The 18,892-nt window shown below is 62.6% G+C and carries 15 protein-coding genes; 14 read left to right on the top strand and 1 reads right to left on the bottom strand.

From position 1 onward, the window contains the following. Positions 1–37 precede the first annotated feature (37 nt). Positions 38–493 (top strand): type II 3-dehydroquinate dehydratase, encoded by a 456-nt coding sequence (locus tag VGR99_RS27000; RefSeq protein ID WP_326902851.1) that lies wholly within the window; start codon positions 38–40, stop codon positions 491–493. Continuing rightward, positions 490–1,419: a glyoxylate/hydroxypyruvate reductase A gene (locus tag VGR99_RS27005; protein ID WP_326902853.1), complete on the top strand. Its 930-nt coding sequence runs from the start codon at positions 490–492 to the stop codon at positions 1,417–1,419. Before VGR99_RS27000 ends, VGR99_RS27005 begins: the two co-directional genes overlap by 4 nt. On the opposite strand, the gene VGR99_RS27010 is transcribed toward VGR99_RS27005, so the two are convergent. Next, positions 1,387–2,334, bottom strand: coding sequence for a LysR family transcriptional regulator (locus VGR99_RS27010; protein WP_326902855.1), 948 nt, complete (start codon positions 2,332–2,334; stop codon positions 1,387–1,389). The genes VGR99_RS27005 and VGR99_RS27010 overlap by 33 nt on opposite strands. A 91-nt stretch (positions 2,335–2,425) precedes the next feature. On the opposite strand from VGR99_RS27010, the gene VGR99_RS27015 reads away from it, so the two are divergent. From VGR99_RS27015 to VGR99_RS27070, 12 genes are all read left to right on the top strand, one after another. Then, positions 2,426–3,880: a 4-hydroxyphenylacetate 3-hydroxylase family protein gene (locus tag VGR99_RS27015; RefSeq protein ID WP_326902857.1), complete on the top strand. Its 1,455-nt coding sequence runs from the start codon at positions 2,426–2,428 to the stop codon at positions 3,878–3,880. Between the two features lie 336 nt (positions 3,881–4,216). Further along, entirely contained in the window at positions 4,217–5,263 is a 1,047-nt protein-coding gene (locus VGR99_RS27020) for an ABC transporter substrate-binding protein (protein ID WP_326902858.1), read from the top strand. Positions 5,264–5,318: 55 nt separating this feature from the next. Beyond that, positions 5,319–6,173, top strand: a complete 855-nt coding sequence (locus VGR99_RS27025; RefSeq protein ID WP_326902859.1) for an ABC transporter permease — start codon at positions 5,319–5,321, stop codon at positions 6,171–6,173. Between the two features lie 89 nt (positions 6,174–6,262). Then, the gene (locus tag VGR99_RS27030; protein WP_326902861.1) at positions 6,263–6,985 is read left to right on the top strand and encodes an ABC transporter permease; all 723 of its coding nucleotides are present in this window, start codon (positions 6,263–6,265) and stop codon (positions 6,983–6,985) included. Continuing rightward, positions 6,969–8,117, top strand: a complete 1,149-nt coding sequence (locus VGR99_RS27035) for an ABC transporter ATP-binding protein (RefSeq protein ID WP_326902863.1) — start codon at positions 6,969–6,971, stop codon at positions 8,115–8,117. Before VGR99_RS27030 ends, VGR99_RS27035 begins: the two co-directional genes overlap by 17 nt. A gap of 268 nt (positions 8,118–8,385) precedes the next feature. Beyond that, entirely contained in the window at positions 8,386–9,822 is a 1,437-nt protein-coding gene (locus VGR99_RS27040) for an amidohydrolase family protein (protein ID WP_326902864.1), read from the top strand. A 73-nt stretch (positions 9,823–9,895) separates the two neighbouring features. Further along, complete coding sequence (locus VGR99_RS27045; protein ID WP_326902866.1) at positions 9,896–11,476, top strand: ABC transporter substrate-binding protein; 1,581 nt, start codon at positions 9,896–9,898, stop codon at positions 11,474–11,476. Between the two features lie 4 nt (positions 11,477–11,480). After that, a complete protein-coding gene (locus VGR99_RS27050) occupies positions 11,481–12,422 on the top strand; it encodes an ABC transporter permease (RefSeq protein WP_326902868.1) in 942 nt (313 codons plus the stop codon). A gap of 18 nt (positions 12,423–12,440) precedes the next feature. After that, complete coding sequence (locus tag VGR99_RS27055; protein ID WP_092216384.1) at positions 12,441–13,316, top strand: ABC transporter permease; 876 nt, start codon at positions 12,441–12,443, stop codon at positions 13,314–13,316. 3 nt (positions 13,317–13,319) lie between these two features. Continuing rightward, complete coding sequence (locus tag VGR99_RS27060) at positions 13,320–14,963, top strand: ABC transporter ATP-binding protein (RefSeq protein WP_326902872.1); 1,644 nt, start codon at positions 13,320–13,322, stop codon at positions 14,961–14,963. A 55-nt stretch (positions 14,964–15,018) separates the two neighbouring features. Then, on the top strand, positions 15,019–17,097 hold the full coding sequence (locus tag VGR99_RS27065; RefSeq protein WP_326902873.1) for a hydantoinase/oxoprolinase family protein: 2,079 nt from the start codon (positions 15,019–15,021) through the stop codon (positions 17,095–17,097). Then, entirely contained in the window at positions 17,094–18,875 is a 1,782-nt protein-coding gene (locus VGR99_RS27070) for a hydantoinase B/oxoprolinase family protein (RefSeq protein ID WP_326902874.1), read from the top strand. The genes VGR99_RS27065 and VGR99_RS27070 overlap by 4 nt, the downstream gene beginning before the upstream one ends. Positions 18,876–18,892 lie beyond the last annotated feature (17 nt).

Genomic DNA, 18,892 nt, shown 5'->3' on the forward strand with positions numbered 1-18,892 from the left:
AGTGTCGCCTCTATTCGGCGGAGCTGTGAGCGCATCCATGACGAAACCGACGATCTATTTCCTCAATGGTCCGAACGCCAATCTCTACGGCCTGGATCGCAGCGGAACCTATGGCCGCGAGAGCTTCGTCTCGATCAGGAAGCGCTGCGAGGATCATGCCGCCACGCTCGGGCTCGCGCTCGATTTCCGTCAGTCGAACCACGAAGGCGTTCTCGTCGACTGGATCCAGGAAGCACGTGAGAAGGCCGCCGGCGTCGTCATCAATGCTGCCGGGCTCACCTACACATCGGTTGCCATTCTCGATGCGCTGCTCGCCTTCGAGGGGCCGATCATCGAGGCGCATATGAGCAACATCTGGAAGCGTGAGCCGTTTCGGCATCACTCCTATGTGTCACGCGCGGCCACGGGCGTCGTTGCCGGCCTCGGCGCGCTCGGCTATGAACTCGCATTGACGGCCGTCTCCCGGTTGCTCGCGGAGCAGGCGGCTCGATGACATCGGAGTTGATGGCGTTCTATAGCGCCCATGACGATTTCGACGCGTGGCATGCGGCGCTCGCGGCCGAGGATGTCGAACTGCGCCAGGCCGATGATATCGACGATGTCGGCCGTGTCCGGCACGCGCTGGTCTGGAAGCCGCCGCATGGCTTCTTTGCACGCTTTCCCAACCTCGGCCTCGTCGTCAATCTCGGCGCCGGCGTCGATGCGCTGGTTGGGCGCGCCGACCTGCCTGACGTACCGATCACCCGCCTGTCCGATCCAAAGATGGCACGCATGATGGCCGGCTATGTGCTGTTCGCGGTGCTGCGGCATGCGCGCAACATTCCCGTCTTCGAACGGGCGCAGCGCGAGCGGCGCTGGCACTACATCCATCCGCGCGATCCAGAGACGATCAATGTCGGCGTGCTCGGTCTTGGCGAACTCGGCCTGACCGCTGCGATCGAATGCGCTCGTCAGGGCTTTCGGGTGCGCGGCTGGTCGAATTCGCCGAAGGCGGTCGACGGCATTGAGACATCGGCCGGTCCCGAAGCGCTGCAAGTGGTGCTCGAGAACAGCGATATCGTCGTCTGCATGCTGCCGCAGACCGCGGCGACCCGCGGGCTTCTCGATGCCGCCAGATTGGCGCAGATGAGGCCAGGGGCCGCCTTCGTCAACGTGTCGCGCGGCAGTATTGTCGATGAAGCTGCGCTGATCGCGGCATTGCGAACCGGTCATATCGCCGAGGCGACGCTGGACGTGTTCGCAACCGAACCGCTGCCATCGGAAAGCCCGCTCTGGACCATGAACAATGTGCTGATCACACCACATCTGGCATCAATCGCGCTGCCGGCGTCCGCGGCCCGGCAGATCGGCGAAAACGTCCGCCGGTCCCGGATCGGTGAGCCGTTACTAAGTCGCGTCGACCCCAGGCGGGGCTATTGATCCCGGACCGAACAGGCCGCCGATCGCAAAGGCATCGCGGGTGTAGTCGGCGAAGCTTTGAACCGCAGGACGCGGCGTGTGCCGCTTCAGCCGCAGCACGGTGACGTGGGTTGGCGGCAAAGGCTCGACGATCGGCACCACGGCGATGCGGCTGCCGTCGTAACCGATGGTCGTGCGCGGCACCGCATTGTGGATCGAATAGCCCTGTCCATGACCGATCAGGCCGCGGATCATTTCGAATGAGCGGCTCCGGAAGGCGACGCGGGGCTCGATTCCGGCGGCGGCGAACAGGCCGAAGAAATAGTCGCGCGAATGCGGCAGGTCGAGCAGGATGAACGGTTCGTCGCGCAGTTCCCCGAGGCTGATCGCAGGACTCCGCGCCAGCGGATGATCGGCCGAGAGCAGGATATAGGGCGGCAGCTCGCACAGCTTGTCGCCCGTGATGTCGTCCGGCATAGCGAACGAATAGGAGAGGGCGAGCTCGGTTCGCCCCGACATCAACGCATCGATGATTTCCTGCTGGTTGCCTTCCTCCAGCTTGACCGAGATGCCGGGCTGCCGTTGGCGAAAACCAGAGAGTAATCCTGGCATGAAGCGCGTGGCCAGGGTCAGGAAGCTCCCGACCACGATCTCGCCATGAAGCGTATTGCCGAGGGACTGTGCACTTTGCGCAAAATCGCGCGCATGATTGAGTAACAATCGAGCATCGTTGACGAGGCGCTGGCCGGCCGGCGATAGCGTAACGCCCTTTGCCAGATGCCGCACGAAGACCTGAATGCCGAGTTCAGCCTCGATCTGGCCTAGCGCCGCGGAAATCGAAGGTTGCGATACGTTCAGGCGTTTGGCCGCCTCGGTCACGCTCCCCGCGTCGGCCGTTTCGACCATGTACCGAAGGGCGCGGAGAGAGAACCTCATCGTGTTTTCCTATGCATCTCCAAAGATAATTATATTTTCCTTATGCTAGCTGCTCCGGCACCTTTTCGTCCAGTGCAACAGGAGCCGATCGATGATCCGCACGGGCGAAGAGTACAAGCAGGGCATTCGCGATGGTCGCGAAGTCTGGATCGATGGTGAGCGTGTCAAGGACGTCACCACGCACCCGGCGCTGAAGCCGATCATCGACGTCAAGGCGCGCATGTACGACATGGCGCATGAAGAGCGCTACAGCGGCGATCTCACCTATGTCGAGGGCAACGAGCGGCATTCGATCTTCTACAAGCCCCCTACGGTCCAGAAGGACTGGCACGACAAGATCAAGGCTCTCGATCACTTCATGAAGGACATTTCCGGCGTTGTTACGCGCGTCGGTGACGAAACCATTGGAGAGATGTGGTCGCTGACCGATGGTCGCGACGTGCTGGCCGAGATCGATCCGCGTTTCGCGCCAAATATCGACCGTCACATCCGCGCCGTGGTCGAGAAGGACGTCTTTCACGTTTCCGCCAACACCGATCCGAAGGGCGATCGCTCGCTGCCGCCGCAGCAGCAGGATCCCGACATGATGGTGCATGTCACGCGCGAGACTGACGCCGGCATCGTAATCCGGGGCGCGAAATACGAAACCGCGGCCGCCTATGCCGACCAGGCCTATTTGAAGCCCACCGTCGGCGCATGGTCGACCGAGAAGCTGTCGGACTATGCGGTCGGCTGCATCGTCAAGATGGGTGCGCCCGGCGTCAAGCACATCTGCCGCAGCGGTTTCGCCAGCCGCAGTAACCCGCAGGACTATCCGCTCGCCAACCGCTTCGACGAAGTGGAGGCGCTGGTCGTGTTCGACGATGTCCTGATCCCCTGGGAGGACGTCTTTTTCTATCGCCACACGCGGGCCGCCCAGTTCGTGCGCTCGACGCTCCATCGCTATTCGGCATTTCCCTATGTGCTGCGGCTGCTCTACGTTGCCGACATGATGATCGGGGCGGCGATGTGGAACGCGAAGCAGACCGGCCTCGACAAGCTCCAGTCGGTTCGTGAGAAGCTCGCCGATCTCGTCTGCTACCGCGAGGGCATCAATGCGCATCTCACGGCGTCGATCGCGATGGCGGAGAAAAGCTCGGGAGGGCTGCTAATGCCGCAGCAGTCCATGCTCTACGCGGGACGCGTCTTTGCCTGCTCGCAGCTACCGGCGATGATGCATATCGCACGCGAATTGTGCGGCGGACAGATCTGCATCACGCCCAATGCGAATGCGTTCGATGCCAAGGGCAGTGGAGAGTGGCTGAACAAGTTCTACTCCCTGAACGATCAATGGCAGGCCGACGATCGCCGCAAGCTGCTTGCCTTTGCGCGCGATCTCCTCAACTCGGATTATGCCGGTCATCGCCTGACGTTCGTGCAATTCGCCCAGGCGCCGCACTTCAACCATCTGGCCGCGGTCTACAACAACTTCGATTTCTCCGGCCCGCTCGATTTCGTGAAGAAGTCGGCCGGCTTGTCGGATCGCATCGATGGAAAGACATCATGAGCGAGCCGGCTGCACGGATGAGGATTGCCGCGGACCATATCGGACTGCTGCTCGAACAGGCATGAGCGAACCGGGTGTCGCGCTCGCCGTGACAAATCCGGATCTCTGATGTCTCGCCAAGCTGACGGAGATCGATTTGATCGCCGAAATTTTGATGATCGGATCGCGCCAGGGCTGATCGACCGTCAGACTTTTTCAAGATGAGTGCCGATCTCTCGGGCGAGGGATCGGCATGTTCGCGCGCGTATTTTCTTGAGTATTTTCAAGGTGTTAACGAATTATATGGCATGCCGTTTGCTTTCCGATCCATGTCAAACATTGTTGTGAGGGGTCGAGATGAAACGTGTCCTGAAGCACTTCATGATGGTGCTGTCGTCGGTGCTGATCGTCGGAGGCGGGTCGTCCGCTGCTTCTGCTGAAGAGAAGATTGTCGTCAGCACCTGGGGCGGCAGCTTTCGCGATCTGATCGACGAGTCGATCGCGAAGAAGTTCACGGCGGAGACCGGAGTCAAGGTCGAGTACGTCACGGGCGGCACGATGGATCGCCTCAACCAGGCCAAGCTGGCTGCCGGCAAGCCCGAGAGCGACATCACCTTCACGACGGCGCATGTCGGCTGGCTCTACGCCAATGACAATCTGTTCGAGAAGCTCGATCTCTCGAAGATACCCAATGCCGCGCATCTGGTGGAGCAGGCCAAGATCAGCCCGTATCACATCGGCGCCTGGGCCTATGTCTACACGATCGGCTACCTGCCGGATCAACTGCCGAAGGGTGTCAGCTTCGACAGCTGGGAAGGTCTCTGGAATCCGGCGCTGAAAGGCATGATCTCGTCGCCCGATTTCGATCCCAGCCACGTCATCGCCGTCGCCGCAAAATTGTCCGGCGCAGATCCGGCGCATTGGGAGGCCGGCAAGGACAAGCTGAGGGCACTGAAGCCGAACTACAAGGCCTTCTACACCAACGATGCCAATAGCCAGCAGATGTTCGCGACCGGAGAAACACCGGTGCAAGTCGTGCTGTCGATGAATGCCTACTACATGCGTGATCAGGGGGTTCCGATCAAGCTCGTCATCCCCAAGGAAGGTGCCGTGCTCGGCGTCGACACGATGGGGATCACCAAGGGGACGACCAAGGCCGATCTCGCCTACAAATTCCTGAATATCGCGCTCGATCCGGCGGTCCAGGCGCAGATCGCCAATCTCAAGAAGGGGAGCCCCGTGGTCGACAACGCCAAGCTCCCGCCGGAGGTGGCCTCGCTCCCGGGCGTGTTCACGACGCCCGATCAATGGGCGCATCAGACCCTGATCATCGATCACAAGCTGCGCGCCGAAAAGACCGCCGAGTGGCGGAAGTGGTTCGCCGAAAACATCATGGCTCCCTGACCGCAAGCAGCGGCCCGGCCAAGGCCGGGCCGCAATTTCCAGCGCGGAGTTCACCTTGACCAAGCGCCCCTTTCTGGGATGGTTCGTCTCGCCGGCCGGACTTGCCGCGCTGGGGCTGACGGCTGCGATGGCAGCCGTATTTCAGTTCAGCATGAGAACTTACATTCCGGGTTCGCTGGAGGTGGGTGGGTTCACGCTGCAGAACTTTGCGGCCATGCTCCGGCCGCTTTATGCGCTTGCGTTCTGGAACACGATCCTGCTCTGCTTCGAGACGGCGGCGTTCACGTTGATCCTGGCCTATCCGCTCGCATATGCGCTCGTCCGGACCAAAAGCTCCGCGGTGCGCTCCTTCATCCTGATCGCGGCGGTGACGCCGTTGTTCCTGGGTGAAGTGGTGCGGACCTATTCCTGGATGATCGTGCTCGGAAACAATGGCTTCCTGAACACGCTACTGATGAAGCTTGGTCTCGTCGAGCGGCCTATGCAGATGATGTTCACGGCAGGAGGCGTCATCGCTGCGCTGGTTCATGTGACGATGCCGATCATGGTCATCATGCTGGCCGCGGGTCTGTCGCATATCGACCGGAATTGCGAAAAGGCGGCGGAGAGCCTCGGCGCGGGACCGATCCGGGTCTTCCTGACGATCACGCTGCCATTGTCGATGCCGGGCATCATCGCGGGCTTCTCGACCGCGTTCGCGTGGACGTTCAGCGCCTTCGCGACGCCGCAATTGATTGGCGGCGGGCGGGTCAGCACGGTATCGACACTGATCTACCAGCTCGGCTTCTCGTCCTTCAACTTCCCCTTTGCGGCGAGCCTGTCGATCATCGGCCTCGCGCTATCGCTGGCCGTCATCGCATTGCTGAAGCAGGCAACCCGGCCGCTGGAACGATTGGCGAGCCCGACATGAAGCGGTCTCCCACTGCCATGGCGCTGAGATGGTCGGGGCGTGTGCTTGTCGTCACGATCCTTCTGTTCGTGCTGCTGCCTGGCATCGTCGTGACCATCACCGCGTTCAATGACCGTGCGATTCTGGCGTTTCCCCCGCAGGCATGGTCGCTGCGCTGGTTCTGGCGGGCCTTCTCCTACAGCGATTTCGGTCGGGGCTTTTGGAATGGCCTGACGGTCACGTTATGGGCATCAAGCATTGCACTCGTGGTTGGCGCAGCCTTTGCCATCGCGATCCATCGCTACAATTTCGTGCTCAAGTCGATGCTCGAAGGCATCCTGCTGTCGCCGCTCATCATTCCGCATTACACCATCGGCCTGGGGGTGCTGATCCTGGCGTCGCAGAGCGGCGTGGGGCGCGGCTTTCCGCTTGTTGTCCTGACCCATGTGCTGTTGGTGCTGCCATTCGTGATGCGCAGCACCTTCATATCGCTGGAAAACCTCGACCACCGGCTCGAGCTCGCAGCCTCCAGCCTCGGCGCCACACCCGGCCGTATTCTGCTGACGGTAACGATCCCGTTGCTGCTGCCTGGTCTGTTGAGCGGCTGGCTGTTTGCCGCGATCCTGTCGTTCAACGAGTTTACGGCCACGCTGTTTGTCAGCGGCCAGGCGACGCAGACGTTGCCGGTTGCGATGTACAATTACGTGCGCGAGTTTGCCGATCCGACGCTGGCTGCGCTGTCGGTGATCTATATCGCCGTCACCGCATTGCTGCTGAGCCTCGCCAATGCGTTCCTTGGTCTCGAGAAAATCCTCAATGTTGATGCACACTGATCGGACGGGCGCGATTGCGGGCAGCGAGGCGGGCCGGCAAGGCCAGCCGGCGGTGCAGCTCGACGGCGTGACCAAGCGCTACGGCGATTCCGTTGCGCTTCATGAGGCCTGGCTGAAGATCCAGCCGAGCGAGTTCATGACCCTGCTCGGACCGTCCGGTTGCGGAAAGACGACGTTGCTCAACCTCGTTGCCGGCTTTCTCGAGGCCGATAGTGGCGAGATCTTCATCGAGGGCGCGCTGGTCACAGAAACGCCGGCCCACCAGCGCGAGATCGGCATCGTCTTCCAGAACTATGCGCTGTTTCCGCATATGAGCGTCGCCAACAACATCGCTTACGGTCTGAAGACCCGGGGGATCGACAGGAAGGATATAGCGCGCCGGGTCGACGAGGCGCTGGCGCTGGTGAAGCTGGACGGCTTCGGTGATCGCAAGCCGCGCCAGCTGTCGGGCGGCCAGCAGCAGCGCGTCGCGCTGGCGCGTGCGCTCGTGATCCGGCCGAAGGTGCTGTTACTCGACGAGCCGTTCTCGGCGCTCGACAAGAATCTGCGCGGGTCGATGCAGGTTGAGCTGAAGCAGATCCAGCGCGAGCTCGGCGTCACCACGATCTTCGTGACCCACGACCAGGGCGAGGCGCTGTCGATGTCCGACCGTATTGCGGTGATGTCGGCGGGGCGCATACGTCAGATCGCCGCGCCCGGTGATGTCTACCGCCGTCCCGCGGATCGCTTCGTTGCATCCTTTGTGGGGAACGTGAATGTGCTCACTGGGGGGCTCGTCGAGCGGCGCGGAGAGGTCGCAACAGTATCCGTCGGCGACATGCGCCTTGAGGTCCCGGCGGCGCCGCTCGCGACGCTCGCCGTTGGCGACGTCGTAGACGTCTTCATTCGGCCGGAGCATCTCTCCGTGACGTCGGAAAGCACGCCGGGATCGCTGCGCGGAACGGTGACGGCGCAGGTCTTTCAGGGCGATCACATCGACCTCTACATCGAGATTGCCGGCGTTGTGTGCGAGCCCATCCTGCTGCGCGCGCCGGGGATCGCCGCGTTGTTTTCGTGCCCGGCCGGCACTGAAGTGGGACTGATCGTGGGATCCGACGACGTCGTGGCATTTCCGCCCGAAGCCCGCGCGTAGCGCCGGGCGTGAAGCCACGGGGCGTGCTGCGCCTTCGAGGTGCGATTTCATCATACGGAAAATGTCAAAGGCGGGCTCGCCTGGAAACTCAACGCGGTTCTGGCGCCCGGCATGCGCGGAGGCAAATGAGCGTTCATGCGCTGGAATAATGGGCTTTTGGGTGCCTATGCGATGGGCGCCTGGCGTCGAAATGATCGGATTTTCTGATGGACAATCCAAAATCATGATGCAAACTATGGATACATAATTCGATATCAAGGAGTGGCCGATGGTGCGAACGGTGGTCCGGGCAGGCCATGTCATTGCCTTTCAAGATGGCGGTCATCGGCATTTGCAAGACGGCGTGGTCGTCATCGAGGACGACCGCATCACGCATGTTGGCGGCGGCGAATTCGATGGTCAGGCCGACGAGATCATCGATGCCAGGGACAAGATCGTCACGCCGGGCTTCATCAATACGCACACGCATCTGAGCGAGTCGCCGCTCGACCGCTCGTTCGTCGAGGATCGCGGCCCGCGGAATTTCTACCTCTCCGGTCTCTTCGAGTTTCTGACGGCGCGCGATGGTGCCATTACCGACCAGGCGCGCCGTGCGTCGGTTGCGGCGTCCATGCCGGAGCTGATCCGTACGGGCACGACGACCGTCGTGGAGATGGGCAGGCACGGCCAGTATGTTGCCGAACAGGCGGAGAAGGCCGGACTGCGTGCCTATATCGGCGAGTTCTACCGCTCGGGGCGCTGGTACACGAAGGACGGCAAGAGCGTTCAATACGAGTGGTCGCCCGACGACGGCGCGGCAGCGATGCAGCACGCGGTCAATTTCATCAAGGAAGTCGATGGCCGCTCCAATGGCAGGATCAAGGGCTTTCTGACGCCGGTGCAGGTGGATACCTGCTCCGAGGCGCTGCTGCGCCGCTCGCGCGAGATGGCGACCGAACTGAAGGTGCCGCTCGCGCTGCATGTCTCGCAATCGGTGCCGGAATTCCAGGAGATGGTTCGTCGCAACGGCTGCTCGCCGGTCGAATGGCTGGAGAAGATCGGCTTCCTCGGCAACGACGTCATCCTCGGCCATGTCATCATGCCCGGTGGATCGAGCTGGACCAATTATCACGCTGACGACGTCGGCATCCTCGCCGACACGGGCACCAATGTCGCGCACGCGGTCTGGGTGTTCGCCCGCCGCGGCATCGCGATGGAGAGCTATTCCAAATACCTGGCGCGGGGTGTCAACATGACCCTGGCGACGGACACCTGCCCGCAGAGCATGATCGAGGCGCTGCGCTGGACGGCCGTCATCAGCAAGATCATGGACCGGCGGACGGAGGTAGCGACCGCCGCCGACGTGTTCAACTCCGCGACATTGTCGGCCGCGAAGGCGCTTGGCCGCGACGATCTTGGCCGGATCGCACCTGGCGCCAAGGCCGACCTGCTTTTCTGGGAAGGTGCGAGCCTGTTCATGACGCCGATGCGCGATCCCGTGCGCAACATCGTCTATTCCGCGCAGGCGGAAGACCTGAACGCAACGATGATCGACGGCAAGTTTGTCATGAAAGATCGTGTCGTCCCGGGCTACGACGTTGATGCGCTGCTGGCCGATCTGCAGGCGGGCGCTCAGCACATGTGGGCCAACATGCACCGCGAGGATTGGGCCCATCGCGACATCAACATCCTTTCACCGGAAAGCTATCCGGCGTTCAAACGCTAGACTGACCGACGACCTCATCCGCGATGAAGCCCGCGCGGAGGCACTGCATCACCGCGCAATTTAGGGGATTGAAATGAAGCTGCACATGAAGACGGCATCGTCGCTTCTGGCTGCCGTCGTATCGACGTTGTTAATCTGCGCACCGGCAACGGGAAGCGAGCTGAAGATCGTGATGGAAAGCCGGCTCGGCAATCTCGATCCGATCCTCAGCGCCTCGCACCAGACGCGTGACCACGGCTATCTCATCTATGACACGCTGTTCGCGCTCGATGCGCAGCAGAAAATTCATCCGCAGATGGTCGATAGCTACAAGGTGTCCGAGGACGGCAAGGTTTATACGTTCACGCTGCGTGACGGCCTGAAGTGGCACAACGGCGCTCCCGTCACCGCGGCGGACGTGGTCGCGTCGATCAAGCGCTGGGGCAAACGCGATCGCATGGGCATCGCTCTGATGTCGATCACCTCGGACGTTTCTGCCGCCGATGCCAAGACTTTCTCGCTCACGCTGTCGACCCCGTCCGGCGTCATCCTCGACGCCTTTGCCAAGCCGAGTGGCGTTCCGCTCTTCATCATGCCGGCAAAAGTCGCGGAAACCCCGGTGACCGAGGCGATCACCGACTATACCGGCTCCGGGCCGTTTATTTTCAAGGCCGACGAATATCAGCCGGGCGTCAAGGCGGTCTACGTCAAGAACGAGAGCTACGTGCCGCGCAAGGAAGAGCCGAGCTGGTTTGCCGGCGGCAAGCTCGCAAAGGTCGATCGGGTCACGCGTATCGAAATGGCCGATCCGTTGACCTCGCTGAACGCGCTGAACAATGGCGAAGTCGATTACGTCCAGAACATCAATTCCGACCTGATGTCGCTCGTGAACGCGTCGAAGGTGACGACGGCGCGTCTGGACCAGCTTGGCTACCAGATCAGCTATCGCTTCAATCATCTCCAGGCGCCGTTCAACAACAAGTTGGTCCGCCAGGCGGCGCTCTGGGCTATCGGGCAGCAGGAAGTCATGCAGGCCCAGTTTGGCGCGCCGGAAAACTACAAGCTCTGTGGTGCGGTGTTCGGTTGCGGGCTGCCGTATGAGAGCGATGTCCTGGCAGAGATGGTGATGAAGCCGAATGTCGAGAAAGCGAAGGCCTTGCTGAAGCAAGCCGGCTACGACGGCAAGCCGGTTACCATCCTGCACATCTCCGACATTCCCGCGCTGTCCTCGATCGCTCCGGTCATGGCCCAGCAGCTTCGCGCCGCAGGCTTTGTGGTCGACTTGCAGGCGATGGACTTCATGACCATGCTGTCGCGCCGTGCCAATCAGGGACCGACGACGGAAGGTGGCTGGAGCATCTTCATCACCAGCTGGCACAACACGGAAATCCAGGAGCCGCTGCGCAACTTCATGATCGTGGCTGAAGGCAAGGGCGGTTATGCCGGCTGGGCCGACGTACCCGCCATTCCGCAGCTCACGAAGGCCTTCCTGACCGCGGGGTCGGAAGCCGAGCGCAAGGAGATCACGACCAAGATCCAGTCGATCGTCTATGACGAAGGTGTCTTCGCGCCTCTTGGTTCTTTCGCCCGCATCAGCGGTTACAGCAAGGACGTCAAGGGCGTACTGCCGGCGCCGGCGAACGTCTTCTGGAACGTCTCCAAGGGCGCGCCGTAGGACGATGCTTGGCTATATCGTCAGACGCTCCGTGATGACCATCCCCGTGATGGGGGTGGTCGCACTGATCGTGTTTGCCCTGCTGCATTTCGCGCCGGGCGATCCGGCAGCGATCATGGCTGGCGATTCGGCTTCTCCGGCTCAGCTTGCCGAGATCCGCGCACGGCTCGGCCTCGATCAACCGCTCCACATCCAGTTTTTCTACTGGCTGGGTCAGCTCGGCCAGGGGCATTTCGGAACGTCATTGCATTCGCACAAGCCGGTCGCCGAGATGATCTCGTCGCGCATCGGGCCGACGCTCTCGCTCGCCGTGACGACGATGACATTCTCCCTGCTGGTCGCCATTCCCATGGGCGTCTACGCCGCCTGGGCGCGCGGCCGGCTTAGCGACCGCCTGGTGATGATGATGGCCGTGCTCGGCTTCTCGACGCCCGTCTTCGTCACCGGCTATGCGCTAATCTACCTCTTTTCGCTGAACGCTGGCTGGTTTCCGGTACAGGGATTCACCCCGCTCGCGACGGATCCCATGCGTTTTCTGCAAACGGCAACGCTGCCGACGCTGACGCTGTCGGCGATCTACGTCGCCCTCATCGCGCGCATCACCCGCTCGAGCGTGCTGGAGATCCTGGGCGAAGATTTCATCAGGACGGCCAGGGCCAAGGGCGTCCCCGAGGCGCGCGTCGTGCTTCGTCATGCGCTGCGCAACGCAGCCGTGCCGATCGTCACGGTGGCAGGCTCGGGCGCAGCCTTCCTGATCAGCGGCGTGGTCGTGACGGAAAGCGTCTTCAATATCCCCGGTCTTGGCCGGCTGATGGTGGAGTCGGTGCTTGCGCGCGACTATCCGCTGATCCAGAGCCTGATGCTGCTCCTGTCGCTGATCTACATCCTCATCAACCTCGCGGTCGACGTCCTCTACATGGTGTTCGATCCTCGCATCCGGTCCTGATCGGTGGGAGAACTCGACATGAAAATGTCAGCCGTCTTGCCTGCCGCACGGGAGCGCCGTGCCGGGCAGTGGCGCGCACGCCTGCGCGGCAACGGGCTTACGATCGCTGCGTCAGCTTTCCTGGTGTGTCTTGTTCTGGTTGCGATCCTCGCGCCGCTGCTGACCAGCGCCGATCCGATTCTGATCAACGCCGTGAACAGGTTGAAGCCGCCTTCGGCGCAATTCTGGTTCGGCGCCGACACGATGGGGCGCGATCTGTTTGCCCGCGTCGTCTACGGCGCGCGGACGTCTCTGGTCGTCGGCGTCGTCGCGGCGGGGGCCTCGCTGCTGCTTGGCCTCGTGATCGGCCTTGTCTGCGGCTATTTCCCGATCGTCGACAGCGTGCTGATGCGGGTCATGGACGGCATCATGTCGATCCCGTCGATCGTGTTCGCCGTGGCGCTCGTCGCTATCACCGGTGCCAATCTGGTCACGGTGCTGCTCGCGATCGTGCTTCCCGAATTTCCACGTGTTGTGCGCCTCGTCCGCGGCCTCATTCTCTCTTTGCGCAACGAAGCCTATGTTGAGGCGGCAGTCTCGCTTGCGACGCCGGCCTGGCGCATCTTGCTCGGCCATATGTTGCCGAATACGCTGGCGCCGTTGATCGTCCAGGGCAGCTTCATCCTGGCGTCGGCCATCCTGACGGAAGCCGTGATGAGCTTCCTTGGCGTCGGCTTGCCGCCGGAGGTCCCGTCCTGGGGCAATATCATCGCCGACGGTCGCTCCTATTTCCAGCTCAGGCCCGGCCTCGTCTTCTTTCCCGGCATCCCGCTCGCATTGACAGTGCTTGCCATCAACCTGATTGGCGATGCCCTGCGCGATGCGCTCGATCCAAAACTCGCGCGTAGGGGCTGATCCATGACGGAGATCAATGCGGCCGCTGACGTGCTGCGCATCGAGGGGCTGACCGTCGCGTTGAAACAATCTGGTGCGCCGGTCATCGATGACATCACTTTTGGCGTTCGCGCCGGCGAGACGCTCTGCCTGGTCGGAGAGTCCGGCTCGGGCAAGTCGGTGACGTCGCTCGCAGCGATGGGCCTGCTGGATCGAGCCGCACTGGAAGTCGCAGGTGGCCGCATCACGGTCGACGGTGCGGACGTGTTGTCGGCCAGCGCCGAGGAGCTGCGCCGGATGCGGGCGTCCCGCATGTCGATGGTGTTTCAGGAACCGATGACCGCGCTGAACCCTGTCGAGAAGGTCGGGGCGCAGGTCGAGGAGGTGTTGCGGGTGCACGGTGAGGGCAATGCGGCCTCGCGCCGCCGCCGTGTGCTGGAGATGTTCGAGGCCGTGCGGCTGCCGAACCCGGAGCGCATCCACGCCTCCTATCCGCATGAGCTTTCGGGCGGACAGCGTCAGCGTATCGTGATCTCCATGGCGCTGATCATGAACCCGAAGCTCCTGATCGCGGACGAGCCAACGACTGCGCTCGACGTCACGACCCAGCGGCAGATCCTGCTGCTGATCGCGGAATTGCAGCAACGTTTCGGCACGGCTGTCCTGTTCATCACCCATGATTTCGGAGTCGTCTCGGAAATCGCCGATCGGATCGTCGTGATGAATCGCGGCAAGATGGTCGAAATCGGCAGCCGGGCGGACGTCCTGTCGAACCCGCAAGCCGACTACACGCGGATGCTGGCATCGGCGGTTCCGAGCCTGGTGCCGCCGCAGAGGCCGGCCTCGACCGATGCCGAGGTGCTGAGCGTTTCGAATCTGGCGATGTCGTACAAGGTCGGCGACCTCTTTTCGCCCCGGCCGCCGGTGCACGCGCTGAAAGCGACCGACATGAGCCTGCGACGCGGCGAGATCCTGGGCATTGTCGGCGAGTCCGGCTCCGGCAAGACGACGCTTGCCCGATGCATCACCCGGTTGATCCGCCCGTCCCAGGGCTCGATCGTGCTCGATGGTGTCGACATCTCGCGGCTCGGAGAAACAGCGCTCCGTCCGCATCGCCGCCGCCTCCAAGTCGTATTTCAGGATCCGTTCCGCTCGCTCAATGCACGCAAGCGTGTGCGTGACATCGTGGTCGAAGGCATGCTCAATTTCGGGACGCCGAAGAGCGAGGCTTATGAGCGCGCCGCGGTGCTGCTCGAGCGGGTCGGATTGTCGCGGGACATGCTGATGCGTTTCCCTCACCAGTTTTCCGGCGGGCAACGCCAGCGCATCTGTATCGCCCGTGCACTGGCGCTCGATCCGGATGTCCTCGTCGCCGACGAATCCGTCTCGGCTCTGGACGTCTCCGTTCAGAAGCAGGTGCTCGAACTCCTGCGCGGCATCTGCGACGAGCGCGGTGTCGGCATCCTCTTCATCACCCATGATCTGCGCGTCGCCGCGCAGATCTGCGACCGGATCGCGGTGATGCGGGACGGGCAGGTGGTCGAGGCCGGCACGGCTCATGCGGTGCTGGCGACGCCCGAGCACACCTATACGCGAGAGCTGATTACCGCAGCTCCCGGTCGCGACTGGGATTTCGCGAATTTCCGCCCCTATAGCCAGCCCGCGTGAGGCGGCATCCGCCGCGGCATGACTGTCGACAATCCGTGCAAGAAGACGAGGTGAGATGAAAACGATCGGTGTTGATGTGGGCGGAACGTTCACGGATCTCGTCTGCTGCGACATGACGAGCGGTCAGGTTGTCATTCACAAGGTGTCCACGACCCCGCACGATCCGTCCGTCGGCGTCATGCAGGGCGTGAAGGAGCTGTGCGAGAGCGCGGGGGCCAAGCCATCTGAGATCGCCTACGTCTTCCATGGTACGACGACGGCGACCAACGCGGTGCTGGAGAACAAGATTGCCCGTACGGGCATGATCACGAACGAAGGCTTTCGCGACATCGTGCATATCGGCCGGCACCAGCGCGTCGAGCACTACTCCATCATGCAGGAGCTACCCTGGCAGAACCGGCCGCCGGTCGCGCGCCGCTATCGCAAGACGGTCGCCGGCCGCCTCGCACCGCCCGACGGCAGGGAACTCATTGCTCTCGATGAAGCAGGCGTCCGTCGCGCGGCGGAAGAATTGAAGGCGGAGGGTGTCGAAGCCGTCGTCATCTGTTTCCTGTTTTCATTCCTCAATCCCGCTCATGAGCTCCGCGCCCGTGCGATCGTGGAAGAGGTCATGCCGGACGCTTTCGTCACGACCTCGTCGTTCATATCTCCCCAGTTCCGCGAGTTCGAACGCTTCACCACCGCGGCACTTGCCGCCTCGATCGGTCCGAAGGTGGAACGCTATATCGCCAATCTCGAAGCCGCGCTGTCCAATCTCGGCATCGCCGGCGAACTCCGGATCATGGCCTCGAATGGCGGCGCCGCAACCGCGCGTATGGTGACGGAGAAGCCGGCGCTGACATTGCTGTCCGGCCTTGCGGCCGGCGTATTGGGGGGAGCCTGGGTCGGCGACCTCGCCGGCCGAAACGATCTGATCACCTTCGATATCGGCGGCACGTCGGCCGATATCGGCATCATTCGTAACGGCCGCTTTGCAGAGACGGATGCGCGATCGACCTCGCTGGCCGGCTTTCCTCTGCTGATGCCGATGATCGACGTGCACACGATCGGTGCCGGGGGCGGCTCGATCGCGCATATCGATCGCGGCGGCGCCTTCCGCGTCGGGCCGCAGAGCGCAGGCGCTGTGCCGGGACCGGCGGCCTATGGACGCGGCGGCAACGAACCCACAGTCACCGACGCCAATATCGTCCTCGGCCGGCTCGATCCGGATAATTTCCTCGGTGGCGGCATGAAACTCGATGCCGAAGCCGCGCAGCGGGTCATTGCCGAGCTCGCGGAGCGGCTTGGCTTGCCGATCGACGAGGCCGCCGAAGGCGTGCTGACCGTGCTCAACGCCAACATGGCCAACGCAATCCGCTCGCGCACGGTACAGAAGGGCATCGACCCGCGCCGCTTCGCCTTGATCGCCATGGGTGGCGCCGGGCCGTTGCATGGGGCGGAGGTCGCCGCGATGCTGTCGATCCCGGAGATCATCGTGCCGCCATATCCCGGTATCACCTCTGCGATCGGGTTGCTGACGACGGATCTGAAATATGACGAGGTGCGCACGCAGTTCCAGACGTCGCAGGCGCTCGATATCGATCGGCTGAGCCGCAATTTCGCGGAGATGGAAGCGTCATTGGCCGCGCGCCTCAGGGCTGATCGCGTGCCGGACAATGCCGTCAGTTTCCTGCGCAGTGGCGACTTGCGCTACGTCGGTCAAGGCTACGAGTTGAAGATAGACTTCCCGCCAGGTCCGACGACGCCGGAAGCGATGGCCAAGGTCTGGCGGGATTTTCACGACAGGCATGCCGAGGAATATGGCCATGCCTTCACGGCCAGCGTCATCGAGATCGTCAATATTCGGGTCACCGGCACCGGTGCGTTGCCGAAGCTGCCGCCGCAAGGCGCGCCCAGGGGCGGCCCGCTCGCACAAGCGGAGCTGCGCCGCAACCGCTGCACCTTCCGAATCAATGGTGCGCTGAAAATGTTCGACACGCCGGTCTATCGGCGCACGGCCCTGCCGGTCGAGGTCCCCTTCGCGGGGCCGGCCATCATCGTCCAGCAGGACAGCACGACGGTCGTGCCGCCGGGAGCGGAGGCCTGCGTCCATCCATCGGGCAGCATCATCATCACTTTGGGAGGCCGCGCATGACCGCAGATCAGCCGAAGGGCGAAAGCCGTATCGATCCGATCACAGCTGCAGTCATTCAGGGGGCGCTCGATAACATCGCCATCGAGATGGGCCACAAGCTCATGCGCATGAGCTACTCGTCCATCATCCGAGAGTCCGAGGATTTCGGCACCGCGTTGACCGATGCCGAGGGTAGCCAGCTCTGCGAGTGCCGAATGTCGACGCCACTGCAGTCTGGTCCGATTCCCGGTTACATTCGTCATCTGTTGAAGACGATGAAGGAGCGGGGCGATGTGATCCGTCCCGGCGACGTCATCATGCACAATGATCCCTATGGCGGCGCAAGCCACGGTCCCGACGTTGCCTTCTGCGTGCCCGTGTTTCACGACGACGAGCTTGTCGGCTTCTCGGCCACGACTGCGCATCATCTCGACATCGGCGCCCTCTCGCCGGGGAGCTGCGGTATCGTCGATGCCGTCGACACCTACGCCGAGGGGCTGCAATTCAAGGCGGTGAAAGTCTACGATCAGGGCCGCCGCGTCGATCCGGTCTGGTACATCCTGGAAGCCAATCTGCGCGCGCCGCATCTCGTGGTCGGTGACATGGAGGCCCAGATCAAGGCGGCCAGGATCGGAGCGGATCGCTATCTCGAACTGATCGGCACGTGGGGCCTCGACAAGCTCAGGGCCGCCCATGCGGACCTCATGGACTATTCCGAGCGACTGATGCGCGACGCGATCCGTGCGCTGCCCGATGGCGACTATGGCGCGCTCGGCCATATCGACGGCTATCTCGACGATCCCGATCCGGCCCGCAAGGACTTGCCACTGGCAGTCACGCTCCGCATTCGCGGCGATTCCATGGTCGTCGATCTCACCGGAACGGCGCCGCAGATTCCGGACAAGCCGGTCAACATGCCGTTTGAGGGAACGGTGGATTGCGCCGTCTGGTTGACGCTGCGCTCGATCCTGCTCGATAGCGTCATTTACGGCAACATTCCGCAGAACGAGGGCTTGACGCGTCCGATCACTATCGTCGCGCCGAAGGGGTGCCTTGCGAACCCCGAATTTCCAGCGCCGGTGATCGCGCGCTTCTGTCCCGGCAATCAGCTCGCCGATACGGTGATGAAGGCGTTGGCGCAGGTGGTGCCGACCAAGGTATCGGCAGGTATCGGCAATCTCCGCATCGCGTCGTTCTCCGGCTTCAAGGATGGGCGGCACTGGGTTCACATGGAGATCCTCGAAGGCAGCTATGGCGGCCGCGCCGGACTCGACGGCATGGATGCGGTCGACACACTCTATGCCAACACGAGGAACAACCCGATCGAAGACATCGAGATGCACCTGCCGCTGCGCGTCAACCGCTACGAATTGCGCGAGGGGGCGGTGCCGGCGGGCCGCTGGCGTGGCGGCATCGGAAGCGTGCGCGAATTCGCCTTTCTCAATGACGGCGGCTTCTCGATCGAGGGCGATGGCCACAAATACCGGCCATGGGGCTATGACGGCGGTCACGATGGCAGGACCGCATCGATCACGCTGGTTTCAGACAATCAAGTTGCGAAGGATCTTGTCTCGAAGGTCTCCTATCTCAAGGCGAGGCCGGGTGACCGTCTGATTTGCCTTGGCCCCTGCGGCGGAGGCTACGGCAATCCGCTGGAGCGTGATCCGGAAGCTGTGCTGCACGACGTGCGCGAAGGCTATTTCGGTCCCGACACCGCACTTGGGGACTATGGGGTCGTTGTGAACGAAACAGGCGTTGATCTCGCCGCGACACGTGCCGAACGGCTGAGCCGCCAGTGATCGGCAGGCCGTTGCCG

It is taken from the genome of Bradyrhizobium sp. (assembly GCF_035935975.1).
GTDB lineage: Bacteria > Pseudomonadota > Alphaproteobacteria > Rhizobiales > Xanthobacteraceae > Bradyrhizobium.